The sequence below is a fragment of the Serratia sp. NPDC078593 genome (genome assembly GCF_050268245.1).
In the GTDB taxonomy this organism is placed as follows: Bacteria; Pseudomonadota; Gammaproteobacteria; order Enterobacterales; family Enterobacteriaceae; genus JBNNGK01.
Genome location: NZ_JBNNGK010000006.1, coordinates 146,143 through 166,476, shown reverse-complemented (window position 1 = coordinate 166,476; position 20,334 = coordinate 146,143). Strand labels below are relative to the sequence as shown.

Here is a 20,334-nt window from a genome sequence, read left to right as displayed (position 1 = left end):
GAATGCGGCTATGAACCCTTTTTCGAACAAGGAGTCGGCATGAGTCTACCTTTGAGTTTCACCTCGGCGGTAAAGCCCACCGTTGCCCAGCCTGAAATCCCTCGCACTGCCATTTCAACCGCCACTCCGCCTGAAACATCTGTACAGTCTGCTAAACCACCACCGTTGAATTTATCGCCACAAACGCAAAATATGCGCAGCCTATTGAATTCGTTGGTTAACGATGTTTCGGCAACGGCAACGGCAACGGCAACGGCAACGGCAACGGCAACGGCAACGGCAACGGCAATGGCTAGCGCGACCATCGCGCGTGGGCAGCAACCGCAAGAGGGCGATTACACTTTGGCATTGCTGGCAAAAGACGTTTATAGCCCAAATAGTGCAGCAGTGAATGGCTTTAGTCGCTTGAGCGATAACGTACTTTTAAGTGCTGGTATTGACCCAGCCAGCCTGCAAGATACTGCTTCGGGTTTTCAGGCCGGTATTTATAGCGATGATCATCAATACGTATTGGCTTTTGCTGGCACCAATGACTGGCGTGATTGGTTAACTAACGTTCGCCAGGCCACGGGGTATGATGATGTGCAGTATAATCATGCGGTATCGCTGGCGAAAAGCGCCAAAGCCGCGTTTGGCGATCGGTTAGTCATTACCGGTCATTCGCTGGGTGGGGGCTTGGCGACCACCGCAGCGCTCAGCACCGGCACGGTTGCCGTGACGTTCAATGCCGCAGGCGTCTCCGATGGCACGTTGAACCGCTTTGGCGTAAACCCAGCCGCGGCGAAGCAAGATGCGCAGGCTGGTGGTATTCGGCGCTACAATGAACAATATGACATGCTAACGTCTACGCAAGAATCGACCTCGCTAATCCCTGATGCTATCGGCCATTCCATTATGTTAGCGAATAATGACACACTGAGCGGTGTGGATGATTGGCGTCCGAGTAAACATGTGGAACGCAGCCTGACGGCGCATGGTATCGACAAAATCATCAGCTCGATGGCCGAGCAAAAACCGTGGCAGGCGACGGCGAATGTTTGATAAATGGCGCTGGCCAACAATGTTTGCATTGTTGGGATTGATATTGGCTGGCGTATGGTTAGCAATGGCGAAGGAGCAACAAATGAAGCAGGAATCCACGCCGTTCGTTGGGTTATCCAATCAGGCTTTGGCGCATGCCGTTGCGCAGGGAGATACGCAGCAAATAGGCGTATTGGCCGCGCCAGAAAGCGTGCGACAGCGTGGTGAGCGGCAGGTGACGATGCTGCAATGGGCCATTCTCGCCCAACAGCCAACGAGCGTACGCGCATTATTACAGGCCGGAGCCGATGCAGCGCAAACCGGTCTGGACGGTAATAGTGCGTTGCATACCGCAGCTCAGATAGAGGATGCCGAGTATTTGTCGCAGTTGTTAACTTCTGGCGCATCGGTCAATGTGGGCAATAGCGTGACCGGGGCGACACCACTGGCTGCGGCAGTATTGGCGGGGCGGGAAAAACAGGTCAAGGTGCTGTTGGAAGCGGGAGCAAACAGCTCGCTGGCCGATCGGCTAGGTGACACCCCTCTGCATGTTGCCGCAAAAACCAATGCGCCCCAGTTGGCGATCATGCTATTGCAGGCTGGGGCTGATGCTAAGGCGCGCAATCAACAGGGGCTGACGTTTCTAGCGTATTTTTCGCAGACGCCGTCACACCTGCAAAACGAAGCCATGCGTGAGGCCTACAAACGGTTGGAAGCCTGGTTGCGGGCGCATCGTCTGGCGACGCAGTACGCGTCATCATAAGAAATAAAAAAACCGCCTTTTCAGGCGGTTACAGCTATTGAGAAAGCCAGTTATTAGCAAGGCCGTGGCGAAGAAGGCGGCGAGTCGTAAGACAGCGGGGTACCCCTCGCTATGCTAGACTTGGGTATCTCGGATCATCAGACAACGTTGCCACCTACCTCAACGCGACCCGGCTTATTTACCGCTGCCTTCTGGCTTGGCTTTTGCCTGACGGCGCTTACCGACGTTTTTGGCGTCGCGATGGCGCACTTTCACTTTGGCTTTTTCTTTGTTCTTTTCTTTATTTTCCGCGCGCTTGGCCAGCACTTTTTTGGACGGCTTACCGTTGCTCTTTTCGCTCGGCACTTTGGTGCTTGGGCGTAACTCATCGATCACGCGCGCTTTTAGCGGTTCATTGAGATAACGCCCCACTTTGCCTAACAGCAAATGGTCATGTGCTTCAACCAGTGAAATGGCGGTGCCTTTACGCCCGGCGCGGCCGGTACGCCCGATACGGTGCAGATAGGTGTCGGCAGTGCGTGGCATATCAAAGTTAAATACGTGAGTGATATCCAGGATATCTAAACCGCGTGCTGCGACGTCGGTAGCCACCAGCACGTTAACTCTACCGTCCATCATGCGTTTTACCGCTTCGTTACGTTTGGCCTGAACCATTTCCCCTTCAAGGTAGCAAGTATTGATACCGGCCTCGCGCAGCCAGGTCGCCAACTCATGCACACGCTCACGCTTACGCACGAAGATCACCGATTTTTGCACATCGGGTTGATTCAGTAAGTGAACCAGCAGCGCGGTTTTATGTTTTACGTCATCGGCGCGGTAGTACCATTGCAGAATTTTTTTGCGTTCGCGGCGTGATGGATCGGCTTCGACTTCTACCGGCTCTTTCAGAATGCGTTCAGCAAACTCACGGATGGCTTCGCCTTCCAATGTGGCAGAGAACAGCAAGGTTTGGTTGCGCCAGCGGGTTTCTGCCGAAATGGTTTCGATGTCCTGAGCAAAACCCATGTCCAGCATGCGGTCAGCTTCATCAAGGATCAGGGTTTCCACCGCTCGGCAGTCAAAATTCTCTTCTTTAATGTATTGCAGCAGACGTCCCGTGGTTGCAACCACCACGTCCTGATTCTCGCTGAACACTTCCGCGTGGTTCATATACGCGACACCGCCGGTGATAGTGGCGATATCCAACGAGGTATGCGCAGCCAGCTCACGCGCCTGATCGGCGACCTGCATCGCCAGCTCACGCGTTGGCGTCAGAATCAATACGCGTGGTGGGCCGGATTTCTTACGTGGGAAATCCAACAGGTGCTGCAACACTGGCAGCAAAAATGCGGCGGTCTTGCCCGTACCGGTGGGCGCCGAACCCAATACGTCACGCCCATCCATGGCCGGCGGAATGGCTGCGGCTTGAATGGCAGTTGGGCGGTCGTAGCCTTTATCGCGCAGGGCGGTTATTAGGCGTTCATCGAGATCGAGTTCGGAAAAATTGGTTGCTGTCATGGTCTACCTCTACTTGGGGCGCCGATTATAGACGGGTTGGCCGCTGGGTTCACCCTTTTTAAGGCAAGCATTGCTTTTACCCGTCGTCAGATTGCCTTATGCTACGACCGTTTTCCAGCCAGGTGATCAATGTGCCCAGTCAATCGAAAGCGAATTTTAAACCACGCCGCGGTGGTTTTACCTTTAAGCAATTTTTTGTTGCCCACGATCGTTGCGCGATGAAGGTCGGCACCGATGGCGTTCTGCTAGGCGCTTGGACGCCGTTGTACTCGGCGCGTAACATCCTGGATATCGGTAGTGGCAGTGGATTGATTGCGCTGATGTTGGCACAGCGCTCAACCGATGACGTACAGATTGATGCCGTTGAATTAGATGCCGCCGCCGCCGAGCAGGCGACAACCAATGTACAGGCATCGCCGTGGCTAAAACGTATCGCTGTGCATGCGCAAGATATTCAAACTTTCGCCCGCCAACATGTCGCCCGTTATGATCTGATTGTCAGCAATCCACCTTATTTTGAACCCGCGGTGGCTTGCAGCAATCGGGCGCGGGATGCGGCACGTTCGACAGAAACGCTGACGCATGACACGCTGCTGGATTGCTCACAACAGTTGTTAAACGCGAGCGGCATGTTGTGTGTGGTGTTACCGCATGAGATTGGGGAGGCATTTGCCGCTAATGCTCTGCGGCGCGGTTGGCATGTCGCGCAGCGGGTGAATGTCAGCGATCGTGCGGATACGCCACGCCATCGCATGCTTTTAGCACTGACGCGTACGCCACAACGGCATGCGGAAAGCGATTTAGCGATCAAAGAGGCGGATGGCAGCTACAGCAAGGCGTTTCGTCTACTGATTACGGACTTCTACCTGTTCTATTAAACCGAAATGCAGGGCGCCAAGGCGCCCTTGATGTTGCTGGGGTCAGGGTTGCAGTATCGTCGGCTGCGGGTTGGGCAGCAGTTCTGGATAGTCAAGCGTATAGTGCAAACCGCGACTTTCTTTGCGCGCCATCGCGCTACGCACGATCAGTTCAGCCACTTGCACCAGATTGCGCAGTTCTAACAAATTATTGGAAATGCGGAAGTTGGCGTAATATTCGTCAATTTCTTGCTGCAAGGTGTTGATACGGCGCAGTGCGCGCTCCAAGCGTTTGGTGGTGCGCACAATGCCGACGTAATCCCACATGAATAATCGCAACTCATGCCAGTTGTGCTGGATCACCACGCGCTCGTCGGAATCATCAACTTGGCTTTCATCCCAATGCGGCAGTGACTTGGCTAACTGGATAACCGGTAGACGGTTTATAATGTCTTCCGCCGCCGACCAGCCATACACCAAACATTCCAGTAATGAATTCGATGCCATGCGATTGGCACCGTGCAAACCGGTATAACTCACCTCACCGATAGCGTATAGCCCATCCAGGTCGGTTCGACCGTATTGATCTGCCATGACACCGCCGCAGGTATAGTGTGCGGCGGGCACAATCGGAATCGGTTGTTGAGTCAGGTCGAAACCGAGCGTCAGCAACTTTTTATGAATCATTGGGAAATGTTCCGTGATGAATTCAGCGGGTTTATGGCTGATATCCAGGAACATGCAGTCGGCACCGAGCCGTTTCATTTCATGGTCGATGGCGCGTGCCACGATATCGCGCGGTGCCAATTCGCCACGCGAATCGAAATCGGGCATAAAACGGCTGCCGTCCGGGCGTTTCAAGTAGGCACCTTCGCCGCGCAATGCTTCAGTCAGCAGGAAGTTACGTGCTTGCGGATGAAACAGACAGGTTGGATGAAACTGATTAAACTCCAAATTAGCGACTCGACAGCCAGCACGCCAAGCCATAGCGATACCATCGCCGGAGGAGATGTCTGGATTGGTGGTGTATTGGTAAACTTTGGCGGCACCACCGGTTGCCAGCACCACGATTTTCGCGCGGTAGGTTTCCACCTGCTCACGTTCGCGGTTCCAGACATAGGCCCCAACCACGCGCCGCGTGCCGGGTAAGCCAATTTTATCTGAGGTGATGAGGTCAACCGCGTTACGGCGCTCCATCACGCAAATATTCGGGTGGGCGCTTGCTTTCGCAACCAGGGTAGTCTCTACTTCCTTACCGGTAGCGTCGGCTGCATGTAATATACGACGGTGGCTGTGGCCGCCTTCGCGGGTCAGGTGATACCGTTCTTCGCCTTGCGCATTGGTTTCGGTGTCGAACAGCACGCCTTGGTTGATCAACCATTGCACGCAGTGGCGAGCGTTGCTGGCGATAAACTCCACCGCGTCTTTATCACACAATCCGGCACCGGCAATGAGCGTGTCATCGACGTGCGAGGCGATACTGTCCGTTTCATCAAATACCGCGGCGATCCCGCCTTGGGCATAAAAGGTTGCGCCTTCGTTAAGTGGGCCTTTGCTCAGCACGGTAACTTTACAGTGTGGTGCTAAGCGCAGGGCTAATGAGAGGCCAGCAGCGCCGCTGCCAACTATCAGTACATCGCTAACATGTTCATATGATGATTGCATAACGTATGATGTTTGCAGAAGAAGGGTGAAAATAATGTTAGCCTACTTATCCGGGCAAAAGCCACGGATCGGATGATATCAACAGAAAAAACAATGGCGATATGGAACTTTGGGTTTCATATGAGCTCCAAGCGAGTGCTTGCTCAGGAAAACAATGTATGGCTGGCAGTACAATTTCACGCGTGGAGGCAGCTTTGGGGAGAATTTACCTCGGATGAGCGAGCAGTTAACGGATCAGGTGCTGGTTGAGCGGGTCCAAAAGGGCGATCAGAAATCGTTTAACTTACTGGTAGTGCGTTACCAGCATAAAGTTGCGAGTCTCGTTTCCCGCTATGTGCCGCAGGGCGATGTGCCGGATGTGGTGCAGGAGTCGTTTATTAAAGCCTATCGCGCACTAGCATCATTTCGTGGTGATAGTGCCTTTTACACGTGGTTATATCGAATCGCTGTGAATACAGCAAAGAATTATCTGGTAGCTCAGGGGCGGCGTCCGCCGGCGAGTGATGTTGACGCCAATGATGCTGAAAATTACGAAAGCGCAGGCGCTCTGAAAGAAATTTCGAACCCTGAGAATTTAATGTTGTCTGAAGAGTTGAGACAGATAGTTTTCCGTACTATTGAGTCGCTCCCTGAGGATCTTCGCATGGCGATTACTCTCAGAGAGTTGGATGGTCTAAGCTACGAAGAGATAGCAACCATCATGGATTGCCCGGTCGGAACCGTACGTTCGCGTATTTTCCGTGCCAGGGAGGCTATCGATAATAAAGTTCAACCGCTGATCCAACGTTAACGATGGCGGACACAGGAAGGGTAACTAGGCATGCAGAAAGAAAAGCTTTCCGCTCTGATGGATGGAGAAACGCTCGACAATGAGCTGTTAGGCTCGTTGTCCAAAGACCAAGCGCTTCAACAAAGCTGGCAGAGCTATCACCTGATACGTGATACGTTACGTGGTGATGTCGGACAAGTAATTCATCTCGATATCGCCGATCGTGTTGCTGCTGCGTTGGAGAAAGAACCTGCACGGCTGGTTCCTTCGTCAGTCCGCGAATCTCAGCCGCAACCACATACTTGGCAGAAAATGCCGTTCTGGCATAAAGTTCGCCCTTGGGCGACACAACTGACTCAAGTGGGGGTTGCTGCGTGTGTATCGCTAGCAGTGATCGTCGGTGTACAGCATTACAATCAGCCAGCGGCTACCGAGCAGGGCGCGACTGAAACGCCAGTATTCAATACGTTGCCAATCATGGGGCAACCTTCACCCGTCAGCCTTGGCGTACCCGCGGACAGTTTCTCGGCCGGTAACGGTCAACAGCAGCAGGTACAAGAGCAGCGCAAGCGGATCAACGCGATGTTGCAAGACTATGAACTGCAACGCCGTTTGCACTCAGATCAGTTGCAACTTGAACAAGGTAATCCGCAGCAAGCGGCCGTTCAGGTTCCGGGCACTCAGTCTTTAGGAATGCAGCAGCAGTAATGAAGCAACTTTGGTTCTCCGTTTGTTTATTAACGGGTAGCCTGCTCTATTCAAACATCGCCCCGGCGCAGACTGCGTCCGGGGCGATGTTACAACAGATGAGCAGTGCCAGCCGTTCGCTTAACTATGAACTCGCCTATATCAGCATCAGTAAGCAGGGGATTGAGTCGTTACGCTATCGTCATGCCGTAATCGACCAGCAATCGCTTGGGCAACTGTTGCATATGGATGGCCCCCGCCGTGAAGTATTGCAACGCGGTGACGGTATTAGCTATTTTGAACCGGGTCTGGAGCCGTTTACGCTGTCCGGCGATCATATCGTCGACGCATTACCAGCCATTGTTTATGCTGATTTTGATCGTCTTAATCAATACTACGACTTTATTTCCGTTGGCCGTACGCGCATTTCCGATCGCCCCTGCGAAGTGATTCGTGTGGTGGCGCGTGATGGTTCGCGTTACAGCTATATTGTCTGGATGGATGAAACAACCAAGCTGCCGTTGCGGGTTGATTTACTCGATCGTGATGGTGAAACGCTAGAACAGTATCGCGTCATTTCTTTCACGGTCAGCCCTGACGTGCAGAATGTGATGCGAGGATTGTTGAAGGTGAATCTGCCACCACTGCTCTCGCTTCCGGCGGCGGAAAAGATCACTCTGAACTGGCAACCTGGCTGGTTACCGGCGGGGGTGACCGAGGTCGCACGTAACCGTCGTAAGTTACCGAATGTATCTGTGCCTGTGGAGTCGCGGTTATACAGTGATGGTTTGTTCAGCTTCTCGGTGAACGTTAGCCCATCGGGCAACGGTGTCAGTCAGCAGTTTTATCGTCAAGGGCGGCGTACTATTCAAACTGAGGTGCGTAACGGCAACGAAATCACCATCGTGGGCGAGTTACCACCGTCGACCGCCAAGCGTATTGCCAATAGCATTTCATTCAAGGTAGCAGCGCAATGATGAAAGAATGGGCCACGGTTATTTCGTGGCAGCAGGGCGTAGCATTGCTGCGCTGTGAACCTAAAGCGGGTTGCAGCAGTTGCAGTGCTCGCACCGGCTGCGGAGCGCGCGCACTCAATGAGCTGGTGCCAGAAACAGAACATCAATTGCAGGTGCACATTCAACAACCGCTTGAACCGGGTCAGCGGGTTGAAGTAGGTATCGCCGAAGGCAGTTTATTGCGCTCTGCCATGTTGGTCTATCTCACGCCGTTACTGGGCATGATCCTCGGAGGGTCGTTACTGCAACTGTGGCAAGGTACCGATGCGGCTGCGGCTTTGGGCGCGCTCATCGGCGGCGTGGGGGCATTTTTGCTGGCACGTAAGCTGGCGCAACGTATTGACGAACAGGATGCCTATCAGCCGGTTGTGTTGCAAATCGGTTTACCGCCGACGGCGTTACATATACGGCCTGACAATTCTCCCCCTCATTAAAATGATTACTTCGTCATCGCTGGGTTATGGTAAGCGGGAATGCGGCTGGCGATCATATGTTCCAATAGTGCAATGAACAAATCTGCACTTAGTAACGAAAAATAACACAGCGTGGCGAGCACCTGCCCCTGATTGTCCAGCAAGAGAATTCTTCCCTTCTGCGAGTCATTTTCCAACGAATGAATTTGCGCAATAGCGATTTCCCGCTGCGGCGTACACAGGCTTTTGGCGCTGAGGCGCAGCGTTTGGCTTCGCGCCTGATGTAAATTGCCACGTAATAGCAAACTTACCCACTGCATTTTGCCGTTGAGATAGCGGAAATCGACGGCATTCCCCTGATACATCGCGTTTAACGCCTGTGCCCCGCGTAACCGAATGTGCTGGTTGAGCAGGGTGTCACGTAGCATTTTGGCCTGCGCGATATTGCTGAAGACCGTAAACCAGCGTTGATCGGCTTCAGAACGAAACGCCACGATCCCGCCGAAGCTCCCCAGTATGGGCAAGTAGCGAAAGCGATAAATATCAGCAATTTTTTCAAACGCGATAAACCGTTCTTTATGATTGCGATTATGACTGACCCGGACGCCGTGCTCGTATAGGCGATAAGTCAATGTGGGGCGTAAAAAGTGGCGCGTAACCAACATAATACCGCCGAGGGAAATTGTTGCAGCACCGATTTGTAGCAATGCCAACACGCGGCTTTCTTCCATGCCACTGAGCAGCGACAATAATAACAATGTGCCGCCAATGGATAACAACGCTGCCGCAACGGCCAAAATGCCCCAATTGATTTTAGAGAAATCGTGCCGACTCAACAGTTGTCCTTTATCGATCATGACCCCCTCCAATCAATGTGCAGAGATAGACTGGCGAACTCAGCTAAGCCCTAATCGTTATGCTTTTGCCGAGCCCTGTTTCCTTTTTATATTTGCCAGTCCAATGCGTATATGGGGATTTTCCTAAAGCTGAAATGAAGCTTTGAAATGTAATTCATTGATCAAGTTATTATTTTTCTTTATTTAGGCGGTGGGTTATTGCGTCATCATCGGTTAGGTATGCGCAGGATAAAATTCAAGCAGAACGCTTGATACGCATTATGCGCTGCGCTAGTTTGCTCTTTGTCTTTTCCGTTCGCACATACTGTTAACATCTACTTTCACAACTTGGCGGGGGATGTAACAATAAACTGAGCATAATAGCGTGCCTTCACTGCACCGATCGCTAGGTTTTCAGTGTTGTGGCATGTAGAATGCAGCGATTCAGGCGAAAGACGGCCGAACCCATTCACTGTCGCTTTAGGTCCATACGGGTTTCTATAGGCGAGTAATTCAGAAATACCAAGGCAGAAAAACTTTTATAATGAAGCATATACGAAATTTCTCCATTATTGCCCATATTGACCACGGTAAGTCGACGCTGTCCGACCGTATTATCCAGATTTGCGGCGGCTTGACCGAGCGTGAAATGGCCGCGCAGGTTCTCGATTCCATGGATCTGGAGCGTGAGCGTGGCATCACCATCAAGGCACAAAGCGTCACGCTGGATTACAAAGCGCTGGATGGCCAGACTTACAATCTTAACTTTATCGATACTCCCGGCCACGTTGACTTCTCTTATGAAGTATCCCGTTCGTTGGCAGCCTGTGAAGGCGCGCTACTGGTGGTGGATGCCGGGCAGGGCGTAGAAGCGCAGACGCTGGCTAACTGCTACACCGCGATCGAAATGGATCTGGAAGTGGTGCCGGTACTGAACAAAATTGACTTGCCAGCGGCCGATCCCGATCGCGCAGCGCAGGAAATCGAAGATATTGTCGGTATCGATGCGACCGATGCGGTGCGCTGCTCGGCAAAAACCGGTGTAGGCGTCTCTGAGGTGCTGGAACGGCTGGTTCGTGACATTCCTCCACCGGAAGGCGATCCAGAAGCACCACTACAGGCGCTGATTATTGATTCATGGTTTGATAACTATCTCGGCGTAGTATCACTGGTGCGTATTAAAAATGGCACTATGCGCAAAGGCGATAAGATCAAGGTGATGAGCACCGGGCAGGTGTATAACGCCGATCGCCTGGGCATCTTCACGCCAAAACGCGTTGACCGTGATGTGCTGAACTGCGGCGAGGTGGGTTGGCTGGTTTGTGCTATCAAAGACATCCTGGGTGCCCCAGTCGGCGATACCTTGACGCTGGCGCGCCAACCCGCAGAAAAACCGTTGCCTGGCTTTAAAAAGGTGAAACCGCAAGTTTATGCCGGTTTGTTCCCTATTAGCTCCGATGATTATGAAGCTTTCCGCGATGCGTTGGGCAAACTCAGTCTGAATGATGCGTCGTTGTTCTACGAACCAGAAAGCTCTACAGCGCTTGGTTTTGGCTTCCGCTGCGGCTTCTTGGGGCTGCTGCATATGGAGATCATTCAGGAGCGCTTGGAGCGTGAATACGATCTGGATCTGATCACCACTGCGCCGACGGTTGTCTACGAAGTAGAAACTACCGGTGGTGAGACGATCTACGTTGATAGTCCTTCGAAATTGCCGCCGTTAAACAATATTGGCGAACTGCGTGAGCCTATCGCTGAGTGTCATATGTTGATGCCGCAGGAGTATCTGGGCAACGTTATTACACTGTGCGTGGAAAAGCGTGGTGTACAGACCAACATGGTTTATCACGGTAATCAGGTTGCCTTGACGTATGAAATCCCGATGGCGGAAGTGGTTCTGGATTTCTTCGATCGCTTGAAATCCACGTCACGCGGTTATGCATCGCTGGATTACAACTTTAAACGTTTCCAGGCGTCTGACATGGTGCGAGTTGACGTGTTGATCAACGGCGAGCGTGTAGATGCGCTGGCGCTGATTACACACCGTGACAATGCTCCGTATCGTGGTCGTGATTTGGTCGAAAAGATGAAGGAATTGATCCCGCGTCAGCAATTCGACATTGCGATTCAGGCAGCGATTGGCACGCACATCATTGCGCGTTCAACGGTGAAGCAGTTGCGTAAAAACGTCCTGGCGAAATGCTACGGCGGTGACGTTAGCCGTAAGAAGAAACTGCTGCAGAAACAGAAAGACGGTAAAAAGCGCATGAAGCAGGTGGGGAACGTTGAGCTGCCACAGGAAGCGTTCTTAGCCATCCTGCACGTTGGGAAAGACGGTAAGTAAGAGCGGAAGCTCACGTAACGAGGGAATTTACATGGCGAATATGTTTGCCCTGATCTTGGCAACGGCAACGTTGGTGACCGGGATCATCTGGTGCTTTGAGCGCTTTAAGTGGGCGCCAGCACGTCGGGCGAAAATCGCATCGCTCAATGAACAAACTGCCGGTGCGGTAGATGAAAAAACGTTGGCTTTGGCGGCTAAGCAGCCAGGCTGGATTGAAACTGGGGCATCGGTTTTTCCGGTATTGCTGCTGGTCTTTGTGGTGCGTTCGTTTATTTACGAACCGTTCCAGATCCCTTCAGGCTCAATGATGCCAACGTTGCTGATTGGCGATTTTATTCTGGTGGAAAAATATGCCTATGGCATTAAAGATCCGATTACCCAGACCACGCTAATTGAAACCGGTCATCCTAAACGCGGGGATATTGCCGTATTTAAGTATCCGCTTGATCCTAAATTGGATTATATCAAGCGCGTCGTGGGGGTTCCGGGTGACCGCGTGACTTACGATCCTGTCAATAAGCGCGTAACCGTGCAGCCGTCGTGCAATACTGACCAACCTTGCGATAAAGCGTTGGCGGTCACGTATAACAATGCGCAGCCAAGTGACTTCGTGCAAATGTTTAGCCGGAGTGGTATGGGCGAAACCAGCAATGGTTTTTATCAAATCCCGGTGACTGATAATGTGCCGCAGGGTGGCATTCGCTTGCGTGAGCGTAATGAAACGCTGGGCAATGTGACACACCACATTCTGAGCGTGCCGGGCACGCAGGATCAAGTGGGTGCTTATTATCGGCAGCCTGGGCAACAACTGGCTGAATGGATTGTGCCAGCGGGCCATTACTTCATGATGGGTGATAACCGTGATAACAGCGCTGACAGCCGTTATTGGGGCTTTGTACCTGAGAAGAACTTGGTCGGTAAAGCGACGGCTATCTGGATGAGTTTTGAAAAACAGGAAGGCGAGTGGCCTACCGGGGTGAGATTGAACCGCATCGGCGGGATTCATTAATTAATCTCGCGTTTATACCCCTGCATTTTGCGTGCTGGCATGCTGAGCGCTGGCGAAATCCCCGGGAGCTTGATCACCAAGCCACCGGGGATGCAAGCGGGAAGCCAACGCCAACCGTGTGGAATATGCCGGGGATATAAACGCAGCATTTAATTCTCGCCCGTTGTAGAATACCGCCTTGAGCGATAAAAAGTTGGCTCCTTATCAGGAGCCACTGCAAACGAAACAGCTTTGGATCGGCTTTCGGCGAAGCAGGCCTGTTCCGTATGCTGCAAAGTTTTTGACGCATTCTTGATCTATTGGTAACTCATGAATCCCATCGTAATAAACAGGCTACAGCGAAAGCTGGGCTACACTTTTCAACAGCAGGAACTCTTACTGCAAGCGTTGACTCACCGTAGCGCGAGCAGCAAACACAATGAACGTCTTGAGTTTCTGGGTGACTCTATTCTGAGTTTTGTCATCGCCAATGCGCTTTATCACCGCTTTCCTCGCGTTGATGAAGGCGATATGAGCCGTATGCGTGCCACGCTGGTGCGTGGAAATACGCTGGCAGAAATGGCGCGTGAATTCGATCTAGGCGAATGTCTACGTCTTGGGCCGGGAGAACTCAAAAGTGGCGGTTTCCGCCGCGAGTCGATTCTGGCCGATACGGTGGAGGCATTGATTGGCGGTGTCTTCTTGGATAGTGATATCCAAACCGTCGAACGCCTGATTTTGGACTGGTATCGCAGCCGGTTAGATGAAATCAGTCCTGGTGATAAGCAGAAAGACCCAAAAACCCGCTTGCAGGAGTTTTTACAAGGTCGCCATCTGCCATTGCCTTCTTATCTGGTGGTGCAGGTTCGCGGTGAAGCGCACGATCAGGAGTTTACTATCCACTGCCAGGTGAGTGGTTTGAGCGAGCCCGTAGTGGGCACCGGTTCAAGCCGTCGTAAAGCTGAGCAGGCGGCAGCGGAACAAGCGCTGAAAAAGCTGGAGCTTGAATGAGCGAAGAAATACAACACTGCGGGTTTATCGCCATCGTTGGTCGACCAAACGTGGGCAAATCTACGTTACTGAACCAACTGTTGGGGCAAAAAGTTTCGATTACTTCGCGCAAACCGCAGACCACGCGCCACCGTATCATGGGCATCCATACCGAGGGGGCTTATCAGGCGATTTACGTGGATACCCCCGGGCTGCATATTGAAGAGAAGCGTGCCATTAACCGGTTGATGAACCGCGCGGCCAGCAGTTCGATCGGTGACGTGGAGCTGGTTATTTTTGTCGTGGAAGGCACCAACTGGACTGCCGATGATGAAATGGTGGTCAATAAACTGCGTAGCCTACGCTGCCCGGTCTTATTGGCGATCAACAAGGTCGACAATGTTTCCGATAAAGGTAAGCTATTGCCGCACATTGCTTTCCTCAGCCAGCAGATGAACTTCCTCGATGTGGTGCCGATCTCTGCTGAAAAAGGCATGAATGTGGATACCATTGCCGGTATCGTTCGTAAATTGTTGCCGGAAGCCGGGCACCATTTCCCCGAAGATTACATCACCGATCGGTCACAGCGCTTTATGGCGTCGGAAATCATCCGTGAAAAGCTGATGCGCTTCCTGGGTGAAGAGCTGCCGTATTCGGTGACGGTAGAAATTGAGCAGTTTGTGGCTAACGACCGAGGGGGCTATGACGTTCACGGTCTGATCCTGGTTGAACGCGAAGGCCAAAAGAAAATGGTCATCGGCAACAAAGGCTCGAAGATTAAAACCATCGGCATTGAAGCCCGTCAGGATATGGAACAGATGTTTGAAGCCAAAGTGCATCTGGAACTGTGGGTGAAAGTGAAATCAGGCTGGGCAGACGACGAACGCGCGCTGCGTAGCCTGGGCTATGACGATGATATGAAGTAACGTTTTATGGAAGGCTGGGAGCGCGCTTTCGTCCTGCATGGGCGGCCGTATAGTGAAACCAGTCTGATGCTGGATTTATTCACGGAAGGTCATGGGCGCGTGCGTTTGCTGGCCAAAGGCGCGCGCAGCCGCCGTTCCACCTTAAAGGGTTGCTTGCAGCCCTTTACTCCTCTCTTAGTGCGCTGGGGCGGTCGTGGCGAAGTCAAAACGCTGCGCAACGCTGAAGCGGTCTCCCTCGGTTTACCCCTTAGCGGCATGATGCTGTACAGTGGCCTATATGTTAATGAACTGCTTTCGCGGGTACTGGAGCAGGAGGCCAATTATTCGATACTGTTCTTCGACTACCTGCAATGTTTGCAAGCACTGGCTGGGGCAGACGGCTCACCAGAACATGCACTCAGGCAGTTCGAGTTAGCGTTGCTTCATCATCTGGGTTACGGCCTCGACTTCCTGCATTGCGCAGGTAGCGGTTTGCCGGTCGATGACACTATGACCTATCGCTACCGTGAGGAAAAAGGCTTTATCGCCAGCATGGTGGTGGACCATTACAGTTTTACCGGCCGTGAATTACGTGCGCTGGCAGAACGCCAGTTTCCTGATGCCGATACCCTGCGTGCCGCCAAGCGTTTCACCCGCATAGCGCTTAAACCTTACCTTGGCGGCAAACCGCTGAAAAGCCGTGAACTGTTCCGTCAGTTCGTGCGTAAACAGCCTGATACGCCGATAGATGATGCATAACCCGCTTTCTGCTTTTGCGACCTTCCAGCTGCGTGTAAACTGCTGACACTGAAATCGTACTGAGAGGTTGTCATGGCTGATTTGCTGCTCGGCGTTAATATTGATCACATCGCCACCTTGCGTAACGCGCGCGGAACGCATTATCCCGATCCGGTTCAGGCGGCCTTTACCGCTGAACAGGCGGGGGCGGATGGCATCACGGTTCATCTACGTGAAGATCGTCGTCATATCACCGATCGCGATGTTCGCATTTTGCGGCAAACTATTCAGACGCGAATGAACCTGGAAATGGCCGTGACCGACGAGATGCTGGATATTGCCTGTGAGTTGCAACCGCATTTCTGCTGTCTGGTGCCAGAAAAACGTGAAGAGGTGACGACGGAAGGGGGGCTGGACGTTGCTGGTCAATTGGACAAAATGTGCGTGGCGGTTGAGCGATTAGCACAGGCTGGCATTCAGGTTTCTTTGTTTATCGATCCAGACCATCGCCAGATTGATGCCGCAGTTGCGGTGGGCGCGCCGTATATCGAAATTCACACTGGCGCTTATGCAGAAGCGCGGGGTGAACTGGCGGTAACGGCGGAACTGAAGCGTATTGCACAAGCGGCGAGCTATGCGGCCAGCAAGGGGCTGAAAGTTAATGCCGGCCATGGCCTGACTTACCATAATGTGCAACCCATCGCGGCACTGCCGGAAATGCATGAATTGAATATTGGCCACGCGATTATTGGTCAGGCGGTGATGAGCGGATTGGCCGCGGCGGTATCTGATATGAAGCTGTTAATGCGGGAAGCGCGTCGATAATGGCTGTTCTTGGCCTTGGCACCGACATTGTTGAGATAGCGCGTATTGAAGCGGTGATTGAACGCAGCGGGGAGCGCTTGGCTCGGCGCGTATTGAGTGCCGATGAATGGGCGGTATATCAACAACACCAGCAGCCGGTGCGCTTTCTGGCGAAACGCTTTGCGGTGAAAGAAGCCGCGGCCAAGGCTTTTGGCACCGGTATTCGCAACGGTTTGGCGTTTAATCAGTTCGACGTTTTCAATGATGAATTAGGTAAGCCGAATATTCGCTTGCATGGGCGGGCGGCCGAATTGGCGCAAGAATTGGGGGTCACTTCAATTCACGTTTCTTTGGCGGATGAACGCCGTTATGCCTGTGCGACGGTGATTATCGAAAAGTGAACACAACGGGCGCCCTCATTCGCGCCCGTTTTACAGACGGTCTGCGTGGTGCAACACCACAAACTTTTCCCACAGCTGTTCCTGGCTTTCAATGTGGCTTGGATCGATGATGATGGTGTTATCGATAGGACACACTTGCTGACAGGTTGGTGTTTCGTAATGCCCAACACATTCGGTACAGCGCTCAGTGTCAATTTGATAGATGTCCTTACCCATCGAGATCGCCTGATTCGGGCATTCTGGTTCACACATGTCACAGTTGATGCATTTACGTGTGATTATCAGGGCCATGCTTATCTCTCATTATTTACCGGGGTATGCTTAGCGAAGCGCGAATTATACGCCCTACACTAATTTTTTCATCAATTGTTCACTGCGTTTTATGCGATTGCGTGCATGATCCAAATCATGTTGGATCAGTGCCATAAATAACAGGTCGGTGAGAGCATATTGCGCCGTACTGGAAGAGATCGCCGCACTGCGTGTGTTGGGTTCTTCGGCGATGGTATATAGGCAGTGGTCGGCACGTTGTTGCAGCCCGTTTGGCGAGAAGCAAGTTAAGGCCAATACGCGCGCACCGGCGATGCGGGCTTCTTCGGCTGCCAAATTGATCTCTCGCCGCTCACCGCTGAATGAAATGGCGACCAGTAAATCCTGCTTATCCAATGCCTGAACCGCCGCCAGTTGCACATGCATATCCGATTCAGCCACCGCCATTACGCCAATTTTTAGTAGCTTGAAAGAAAAGTCTTTTGCCACCAGCCCGGAAGCGCCAATGCCGACCAGAATCACTCGCCGGGCGTCCCGCAGCATCGTCAACGCTTGATGTAGCCGTTCCTCGCTGTTGATATCCAATGTGGCACGTAGCGCCGCATGTTTCTCTACCAATAGTTTTTCGCCGACGGTTTTCAGCGCATCGCTGCTAAGGATCTGGTTATGAACGGTGACGACGGGTTCACTTTGCGGTTGGGCGAGAGTTTCGCTCAACGCGAGTTTTAATGCCGGAAAACCTTTATAGCCCATCTTTTGGGCGAATTTGACCACGCTAGATTGGCTAACGCCAGCCTCTTGAGCCAGTTTCTGCGAACTGAGATGACGGGCCTGCTCGGCGTGATGCAGCAGAAAATCCGCGAGTTTGCGATCGTTTTGGGCCAGCGCGGGATACATCTGGCGAATGCGAAGAAGGGTACTCATCGATTATTCCTTTGTGCGAATGGGCATTCTGCCACGGTACGCGCAAAAATGCTCCGCGAAAATTTTTGTGAGCCCATCGGTAAACTAGCAAATAGTGCTCGCTTTAACGAATAAAATATTCAAACATTGATTTAACTTTGTGAATTAAAAATTCAAGGATCATAAGATGAACTTAGGTGCATTAGTGTCTGAAACCCGTAACCCGGCCACCATGAAACTCGACGAAATGTCCACGCTGGAGATGATGGCCTGCTTTAACCAAGAAGATCGCAAAGTACCCTTGGCAATTGAAGCGGTATTACCGCAGATTGCACAGGCAGTGGATCTTGCCGCAGCTGCGTTGCAGGCCGGCGGGCGATTGATTTATCTCGGTGCCGGTACCAGCGGTCGTTTGGGCGTATTGGATGCCTCCGAATGTCCGCCAACGTTTGGTGTGCCGCACGGCGTGGTGGTTGGTTTGATTGCGGGGGGGCCCGGTGCGCTGTTGAAAGCGGTAGAGGGGGCGGAAGACGACGCTATGCTCGGCGAGCGCGATTTGCAGGATCTTCAATTGACCCCGATTGACATGGTGGTGGGAATCGCCGCTTCCGGGCGCACACCCTATGTGATTGGCGCATTGCGCTACGCCCGGCAAATAGGTTGCCCGACAGCGGCGATTTCCTGCAACCCGGATTCGCCAATCGCTAAAGAGGCGCAGGTAGCGATTTCGCCGGTTGTCGGGCCAGAGGCACTGACGGGGTCAACGCGGATGAAGTCTGGTACGGCGCAAAAGCTGGTGCTGAACATGATCTCTACCGGGGCGATGGTCAAGTCAGGCAAGGTTTATCAGAACCTGATGGTTGATGTTAAAGCGACTAACGTCAAGCTGATGGATCGCGCTTGCCGGATTGTGATGGAGGCCACCGGTAGCGGGCGTGAGCAGGCCGAAAACGCGTTAGCGCAAACTACGTTTGAAGTGAAACCGGCAATCTTGATGATTTTGGCTGACGTGAGTGCTGAAGAAGCACAGCGACGGTTGCAGTTACACCATGGCTTTTTACGGACGGCATTGGCGGGTTAATTCACGGCGGGGTAAGTAATGGACAACACGACGGTATTGGCAACGCAAATTCTGACGGGGATTGGCGGCGAAGGAAATATTCTTAAGTTGGAAAACTGTATGACGCGGGTGCGTGTGGAGGTGAGTAATGAGCAGTGCCTCGATCTGCCTGCGTTGAAAAAATTAACCGGTGTGAAAGGCTATATCAAGCAGGGCAATCAGCACCAGTTCATCGTCGGTCCTGGAACTGCCGCCAAAGTGGTAGACGCAATGCGTTCACTATCACGTTCCGTTGAGCCTGTGGAGTCAGTGAGGGATGACATCTCGCGTCATAAAGCTGCAGCCAAGGCCAAGTATGCCGCACCGATGAGTGAGGCCTTAAAAAAGTTGGCCAATATTTTTATTCCTTTGATTCCGGCTTTTATCGCATCGGGTTTGATTACTGGCATCATTAATATTCTTAAACGCCCGGATATCGCCGGTGATATTGCCTTGTCTTACCCTAACCTTCTGGGCCTATTAGCGCTATTCGGCAGCGCAGTATTTGCCATTATGAATATTTTGGTTGGCGTAAATACTGCACGGGTGTTTGGGGGTTCGCAGGCGATGGGGGGAGTGATGGCCGGGATCCTCTCTAGCCCACAATTGGCGGAGATAACGCTGTTTGGTGACGCATTGCAGCCGGGGCGTGGCGGTGTCATTGCGGTATTGTTAGTTGTGGTATTGATGTGTTGGGTGGAAAAATACCTGCGTCAGCGGTTACCGGAATCGATCGAACTGATTGTTAATCCACTACTGACTACGTTGATCACGGCTTCGCTGGCGATTGTGATCCTTCAACCGCTAGGGGGATATATTTCTGATGCTATTGCGCACGGTGCCAATATGGCGATCGACCAAGGTGGTTTGCTGGTGGGTGCGCTGCTATCCGGTTTGTTCTTACCTTTGGTGTTGACCGGGCTGCATCAGGGATTGGTGCCTATCCATGTTGAGCTGGTACAGGCGCATGGCTCGAATCCTCTGTTGCCTATTTTGGCAATGGCTGGCGTGGGTCAAGTAGGGGCAGCGCTGGCCATTTTATTGAAAACCCGTAATGTGCGCCTAAAAAAGGTGATAAAAGGTGCGCTGCCGGTAGGGATCTTAGGGATCGGTGAACCTTTAATCTTTGGCGTAACGCTGCCGCTCGGTAAACCCTTTATCGCTGCCTGTCTTGGCGGCGCCGTTGGCGGGGCGTTGATCAGCTATTGGAAAGTGGCGACGGTCATTACTTTTGGCCTTTCAGGTTTGCCTTTAGCGTTAACCATCGTTTCAGGTAAGGTAATGTTGTATCTGGCGGGGATGCTGATTACGATGATAGCTGGTTTTATTTTCACTTGGATAATGGGATTCAACGATCCTGAGGAGTAAC

At 52.4% G+C, this 20,334-nt stretch carries 21 protein-coding genes; 16 read left to right on the top strand and 5 right to left on the bottom strand.

Translation table 11 applies throughout. The features are described 5' to 3' along the window. Positions 1-39: 39 nt before the first annotated feature. A complete protein-coding gene (locus tag ACQKDS_RS09400; protein ID WP_399669122.1) occupies positions 40-1,041 on the top strand; it encodes a phospholipase in 1,002 nt (333 codons plus the stop codon). After that, positions 1,034-1,783, top strand: a complete 750-nt coding sequence (locus ACQKDS_RS09395; protein WP_399669119.1) for an ankyrin repeat domain-containing protein — start codon at positions 1,034-1,036, stop codon at positions 1,781-1,783. The genes ACQKDS_RS09400 and ACQKDS_RS09395 overlap by 8 nt, the downstream gene beginning before the upstream one ends. A 174-nt stretch (positions 1,784-1,957) precedes the next feature. Here ACQKDS_RS09395 and srmB read toward each other — a convergent pair whose 3' ends face one another. Then, positions 1,958-3,280 carry an ATP-dependent RNA helicase SrmB gene (srmB, locus tag ACQKDS_RS09390; RefSeq protein WP_399669116.1) on the bottom strand — a complete coding sequence of 441 codons (1,323 nt, stop codon included), beginning with the start codon at positions 3,278-3,280 and terminating at the stop codon, positions 1,958-1,960. A gap of 131 nt (positions 3,281-3,411) precedes the next feature. On the opposite strand from srmB, the gene trmN reads away from it, so the two are divergent. Continuing rightward, entirely contained in the window at positions 3,412-4,158 is a 747-nt protein-coding gene (gene trmN, locus ACQKDS_RS09385; RefSeq protein WP_399669267.1) for a tRNA(1)(Val) (adenine(37)-N(6))-methyltransferase TrmN, read from the top strand. 42 nt (positions 4,159-4,200) lie between these two features. Here trmN and nadB read toward each other — a convergent pair whose 3' ends face one another. Further along, positions 4,201-5,802: an L-aspartate oxidase gene (nadB, locus tag ACQKDS_RS09380; RefSeq protein WP_399669114.1), complete on the bottom strand. Its 1,602-nt coding sequence runs from the start codon at positions 5,800-5,802 to the stop codon at positions 4,201-4,203. A gap of 214 nt (positions 5,803-6,016) precedes the next feature. Between nadB and rpoE the strand changes: the two genes are divergently transcribed. Genes rpoE through rseC form a run of 4 tightly spaced genes read left to right on the top strand, consistent with a single transcriptional unit; the run spans position 6,017 to position 8,708 of the window. Then, entirely contained in the window at positions 6,017-6,592 is a 576-nt protein-coding gene (rpoE, locus tag ACQKDS_RS09375) for an RNA polymerase sigma factor RpoE (protein ID WP_399669111.1), read from the top strand. Between the two features lie 30 nt (positions 6,593-6,622). Then, positions 6,623-7,279, top strand: coding sequence for an anti-sigma-E factor RseA (gene rseA / locus ACQKDS_RS09370; protein ID WP_399669108.1), 657 nt, complete (start codon positions 6,623-6,625; stop codon positions 7,277-7,279). Then, positions 7,279-8,235, top strand: coding sequence for a sigma-E factor regulatory protein RseB (gene rseB, locus ACQKDS_RS09365; RefSeq protein WP_399669105.1), 957 nt, complete (start codon positions 7,279-7,281; stop codon positions 8,233-8,235). Before rseA ends, rseB begins: the two co-directional genes overlap by 1 nt. Continuing rightward, a complete protein-coding gene (gene rseC, locus ACQKDS_RS09360) occupies positions 8,232-8,708 on the top strand; it encodes a SoxR-reducing system protein RseC (protein ID WP_399669102.1) in 477 nt (158 codons plus the stop codon). The genes rseB and rseC overlap by 4 nt, the downstream gene beginning before the upstream one ends. A gap of 5 nt (positions 8,709-8,713) precedes the next feature. On the opposite strand, the gene ACQKDS_RS09355 is transcribed toward rseC, so the two are convergent. Then, positions 8,714-9,544: a hypothetical protein gene (locus ACQKDS_RS09355; RefSeq protein ID WP_399669099.1), complete on the bottom strand. Its 831-nt coding sequence runs from the start codon at positions 9,542-9,544 to the stop codon at positions 8,714-8,716. A 523-nt stretch (positions 9,545-10,067) separates the two neighbouring features. Between ACQKDS_RS09355 and lepA the strand changes: the two genes are divergently transcribed. From lepA to acpS, 7 genes are all read left to right on the top strand, one after another. Beyond that, the gene (lepA, locus tag ACQKDS_RS09350) at positions 10,068-11,867 is read left to right on the top strand and encodes a translation elongation factor 4 (RefSeq protein ID WP_399669096.1); all 1,800 of its coding nucleotides are present in this window, start codon (positions 10,068-10,070) and stop codon (positions 11,865-11,867) included. Between the two features lie 31 nt (positions 11,868-11,898). Next, positions 11,899-12,876, top strand: a complete 978-nt coding sequence (lepB, locus tag ACQKDS_RS09345) for a signal peptidase I (protein WP_399669093.1) — start codon at positions 11,899-11,901, stop codon at positions 12,874-12,876. 309 nt (positions 12,877-13,185) lie between these two features. Then, complete coding sequence (rnc, locus tag ACQKDS_RS09340) at positions 13,186-13,866, top strand: ribonuclease III (RefSeq protein ID WP_004929158.1); 681 nt, start codon at positions 13,186-13,188, stop codon at positions 13,864-13,866. Next, positions 13,863-14,771: a GTPase Era gene (gene era, locus ACQKDS_RS09335; RefSeq protein ID WP_399669087.1), complete on the top strand. Its 909-nt coding sequence runs from the start codon at positions 13,863-13,865 to the stop codon at positions 14,769-14,771. The genes rnc and era overlap by 4 nt, the downstream gene beginning before the upstream one ends. A 6-nt stretch (positions 14,772-14,777) precedes the next feature. Continuing rightward, positions 14,778-15,509: a DNA repair protein RecO gene (recO, locus tag ACQKDS_RS09330; protein WP_399669083.1), complete on the top strand. Its 732-nt coding sequence runs from the start codon at positions 14,778-14,780 to the stop codon at positions 15,507-15,509. Between the two features lie 72 nt (positions 15,510-15,581). Then, on the top strand, positions 15,582-16,313 hold the full coding sequence (gene pdxJ / locus ACQKDS_RS09325) for a pyridoxine 5'-phosphate synthase (protein ID WP_399669080.1): 732 nt from the start codon (positions 15,582-15,584) through the stop codon (positions 16,311-16,313). Further along, entirely contained in the window at positions 16,313-16,693 is a 381-nt protein-coding gene (acpS, locus tag ACQKDS_RS09320) for a holo-ACP synthase (protein ID WP_399669077.1), read from the top strand. Before pdxJ ends, acpS begins: the two co-directional genes overlap by 1 nt. A 30-nt stretch (positions 16,694-16,723) precedes the next feature. On the opposite strand, the gene ACQKDS_RS09315 is transcribed toward acpS, so the two are convergent. Together ACQKDS_RS09315 and ACQKDS_RS09310 are read right to left on the bottom strand one after the other, a co-directional pair. Continuing rightward, positions 16,724-16,984, bottom strand: coding sequence for a YfhL family 4Fe-4S dicluster ferredoxin (locus ACQKDS_RS09315; protein ID WP_399669074.1), 261 nt, complete (start codon positions 16,982-16,984; stop codon positions 16,724-16,726). 54 nt (positions 16,985-17,038) lie between these two features. After that, positions 17,039-17,887 (bottom strand): MurR/RpiR family transcriptional regulator, encoded by an 849-nt coding sequence (locus tag ACQKDS_RS09310; RefSeq protein ID WP_399669071.1) that lies wholly within the window; start codon positions 17,885-17,887, stop codon positions 17,039-17,041. Positions 17,888-18,053: 166 nt separating this feature from the next. On the opposite strand from ACQKDS_RS09310, the gene murQ reads away from it, so the two are divergent. Then, entirely contained in the window at positions 18,054-18,947 is an 894-nt protein-coding gene (gene murQ, locus ACQKDS_RS09305; RefSeq protein WP_399669068.1) for an N-acetylmuramic acid 6-phosphate etherase, read from the top strand. Positions 18,948-18,965: 18 nt separating this feature from the next. Continuing rightward, positions 18,966-20,333 (top strand): PTS transporter subunit EIIC, encoded by a 1,368-nt coding sequence (locus tag ACQKDS_RS09300; protein ID WP_399669065.1) that lies wholly within the window; start codon positions 18,966-18,968, stop codon positions 20,331-20,333. Position 20,334: the final 1 nt, after the last annotated feature.

What these genes read in the sequence shown, in the direction of transcription:
- era (WP_399669087.1), top strand. Translation starts at nt 13,863, where the DNA reads ATGAGCGAAGAAATACAACACTGCGGGTTTATCGCCATCGTTGGTCGA.
- ACQKDS_RS09315 (WP_399669074.1), bottom strand. Translation starts at nt 16,984, where the DNA reads ATGGCCCTGATAATCACACGTAAATGCATCAACTGTGACATGTGTGAA.
- lepB (WP_399669093.1), top strand. Translation starts at nt 11,899, where the DNA reads ATGGCGAATATGTTTGCCCTGATCTTGGCAACGGCAACGTTGGTGACC.
- ACQKDS_RS09310 (WP_399669071.1), bottom strand. Translation starts at nt 17,887, where the DNA reads ATGAGTACCCTTCTTCGCATTCGCCAGATGTATCCCGCGCTGGCCCAA.
- ACQKDS_RS09395 (WP_399669119.1), top strand. Translation starts at nt 1,034, where the DNA reads ATGTTTGATAAATGGCGCTGGCCAACAATGTTTGCATTGTTGGGATTG.
- srmB (WP_399669116.1), bottom strand. Translation starts at nt 3,280, where the DNA reads ATGACAGCAACCAATTTTTCCGAACTCGATCTCGATGAACGCCTAATA.
- nadB (WP_399669114.1), bottom strand. Translation starts at nt 5,802, where the DNA reads ATGCAATCATCATATGAACATGTTAGCGATGTACTGATAGTTGGCAGC.
- ACQKDS_RS09400 (WP_399669122.1), top strand. Translation starts at nt 40, where the DNA reads ATGAGTCTACCTTTGAGTTTCACCTCGGCGGTAAAGCCCACCGTTGCC.
- recO (WP_399669083.1), top strand. Translation starts at nt 14,778, where the DNA reads ATGGAAGGCTGGGAGCGCGCTTTCGTCCTGCATGGGCGGCCGTATAGT.
- pdxJ (WP_399669080.1), top strand. Translation starts at nt 15,582, where the DNA reads ATGGCTGATTTGCTGCTCGGCGTTAATATTGATCACATCGCCACCTTG.
- ACQKDS_RS09300 (WP_399669065.1), top strand. Translation starts at nt 18,966, where the DNA reads ATGGACAACACGACGGTATTGGCAACGCAAATTCTGACGGGGATTGGC.
- rseC (WP_399669102.1), top strand. Translation starts at nt 8,232, where the DNA reads ATGATGAAAGAATGGGCCACGGTTATTTCGTGGCAGCAGGGCGTAGCA.
- rseA (WP_399669108.1), top strand. Translation starts at nt 6,623, where the DNA reads ATGCAGAAAGAAAAGCTTTCCGCTCTGATGGATGGAGAAACGCTCGAC.
- ACQKDS_RS09355 (WP_399669099.1), bottom strand. Translation starts at nt 9,544, where the DNA reads ATGATCGATAAAGGACAACTGTTGAGTCGGCACGATTTCTCTAAAATC.
- murQ (WP_399669068.1), top strand. Translation starts at nt 18,054, where the DNA reads ATGAACTTAGGTGCATTAGTGTCTGAAACCCGTAACCCGGCCACCATG.
- rnc (WP_004929158.1), top strand. Translation starts at nt 13,186, where the DNA reads ATGAATCCCATCGTAATAAACAGGCTACAGCGAAAGCTGGGCTACACT.
- rpoE (WP_399669111.1), top strand. Translation starts at nt 6,017, where the DNA reads ATGAGCGAGCAGTTAACGGATCAGGTGCTGGTTGAGCGGGTCCAAAAG.
- acpS (WP_399669077.1), top strand. Translation starts at nt 16,313, where the DNA reads ATGGCTGTTCTTGGCCTTGGCACCGACATTGTTGAGATAGCGCGTATT.
- lepA (WP_399669096.1), top strand. Translation starts at nt 10,068, where the DNA reads ATGAAGCATATACGAAATTTCTCCATTATTGCCCATATTGACCACGGT.
- rseB (WP_399669105.1), top strand. Translation starts at nt 7,279, where the DNA reads ATGAAGCAACTTTGGTTCTCCGTTTGTTTATTAACGGGTAGCCTGCTC.